Genomic DNA, 2,086 nt, shown 5'->3' with positions numbered 1-2,086 from the left:
CCATGGAAGAAAAATCCGACAATACTTTATCCAATGTGAGAAAGATCTAACTTTAGCACTGGAAGAACGACTCCAAAAATTGGAACTACAAAATAAGATAAATAAAGACAAGTTTAGCAAAGAAGAGATGAATAATATGTTTGAAGCTATGTTTAATATAATAAAACTTGCCGATGAACTACACACCGATATAGCAAAGGTAGATGAATTACTAGGCTCTATCCACAAGAGGGAGGAGTACATAGCTATGTTCTCTGACAATGTAAAGTATTTTGCTAAAGATAAATTTGATGGGGAGATCTACAAAGGTAATAAATTTTGTAAGGTGAAGCCAAGGTAAAATTGATTAGCATAAACAAAAAAGTCTACCTTAATTGATAGACTTTTTTGTTTATGCTAAAACTCTCTTAGGCCTGTCCAATGATCTTTTACTTAGTTCTAAATCTCTCATTCTTTAAGGGAATCGACAAGCAAATACTCTCTAAGATAATCTGTTAATTTTTCTGTAACCTTATCAAATGATTTTATTTTATTATTATACTTATTAGATATCCAATTCGAATGATATTTTTTTAATTCTTCAATATTCGGATATTTTTCAGGGATCTCGCAAACTATTTCATTTAAAACTTCTTCTACCAATTTAACATTATCATTTACTATTTCTAATAATTCTTTTAATAATTTCAGACACTCTTTCGGCAACAATGGAGACTTCATGATGGTTTCTATCTTTTTTTGAGCTTTAGTGTGTTCATTAGGGATAGATAATATTCCTAGCTTATAATTATTCCATATTGCTGCCCGAGTCATCGCATCAGGGTAAGAAAAATCATTTTTTTTAACTGAAGATTCTCTTGTATGATCATTATCTAAAATAAAGTGTTCTTCCATAAATTCTTTTGACACAATACTAATTGAACAATCATTTGTATTATAAGGTCTTTCATCACTATTAATTTCAAGCTCAAAAAAAAGACTAGCATAATTATCTAGTAGTTTTATAGCGTTAATTTCTAAAATATCACTAATACAAAAAAATTTCCTTATTTCCATCTCTGATTTTCCATTAAATAATTCCATTATTTCTGAAAAGTTTTTAAGTTGTATTTTAAAAATTTCTGTTTTTATGGGTTGCAATATTGTTGTTTTTGCCTTAATATAAGTTAAAATAGTTATTCCACCTACAACTAAAAAAAATACAATGTTCATTCCATCTTTGACTATTGACACATAGTCTGCAACATTTAAACTGTTTTGTACCATAATTTTCCCCCTATGACAATAATTTATTAATCAAATTGATCAAACTAGTTTATCACATTCTTATAAAATAATTAAGTTTTAATTAAAAAAGAGAGGGAAACCTCTCTTTTAATTTTGTGCCGTAACTTCTAAATTCGTGCCATTCTTGTGCCATTTTATAGACCGTACTACGATATAGTACGATGTAACATGATGTGATTACATGGATAACGTCAATAAAAATAAGCCTTAAAAATGTGCTACGATGTAATTAATTACGTCTTTTCTTATTCCCACTCAACAGTCATAAAATTCCCTTATATTATATCCCTTTATTTTCAGTGCCTTTTATTCACCTATTTTCTATATGTTCTCTTTTTATACTGTTTTCTAATATTTTTAGGAGCATTTTAGGAGCAGTATTAATTTAACCCATCTAACAAATCTATCATATTTTTTTCTTTTTCTGGATATAAATGAGAATAAATATTTAATGTAGTTTCTATTTTTTCATGTCCTAGCCTTTTTGCTATAGCTAGTGGGCTTACTCCTAAGTTTATTAGGACACTTGCATGACTATGCCTTAAATCATGAACTCTAATTTTTTTTACACCTGATTTTATACAATAATTTTTCATATCATGTTCAAACCTATATTTTGTACCTTCTATAATTCTATCATTTTCCTTTGGATTATACATCATAGAAAAATATTTTCCTATAACACCTGCTAATTTATTAGTTATTGGTATCACTCTATTCCCTTTAGGAGTTTTTGGCTCAGTTATCACATCTTTTTTATTAATTCTTTGATATGATTTATTTACTTTTATCATTTTAG

Annotated in this window: 3 protein-coding genes; 1 reads left to right on the top strand and 2 read right to left on the bottom strand. The window is 27.8% G+C overall.

All coding sequences use genetic code 11. The features are described from left to right. A partial coding sequence (locus tag WBG30_RS04925) for a hypothetical protein (protein ID WP_424503530.1) occupies nt 1-340 on the top strand: 340 nt, incomplete at its 5' end. 107 nt (nt 341-447) lie between these two features. On the opposite strand, the gene WBG30_RS04920 is transcribed toward WBG30_RS04925, so the two are convergent. Continuing rightward, the gene (locus tag WBG30_RS04920) at nt 448-1,266 is read right to left on the bottom strand and encodes a hypothetical protein (RefSeq protein ID WP_424503529.1); all 819 of its coding nucleotides are present in this window, start codon (nt 1,264-1,266) and stop codon (nt 448-450) included. 401 nt (nt 1,267-1,667) lie between these two features. Further along, nucleotides 1,668-2,086 (bottom strand): site-specific integrase (locus WBG30_RS04915; RefSeq protein WP_424503528.1); only part of this gene is annotated, 419 nt, incomplete at its 5' end.

The organism is Psychrilyobacter sp., from assembly GCF_049671765.1.
GTDB lineage: Bacteria > Fusobacteriota > Fusobacteriia > Fusobacteriales > Fusobacteriaceae > Psychrilyobacter.
Note: the sequence above shows the minus strand (reverse complement) of the source record. Positions and strands in the feature narration are given on the sequence as shown.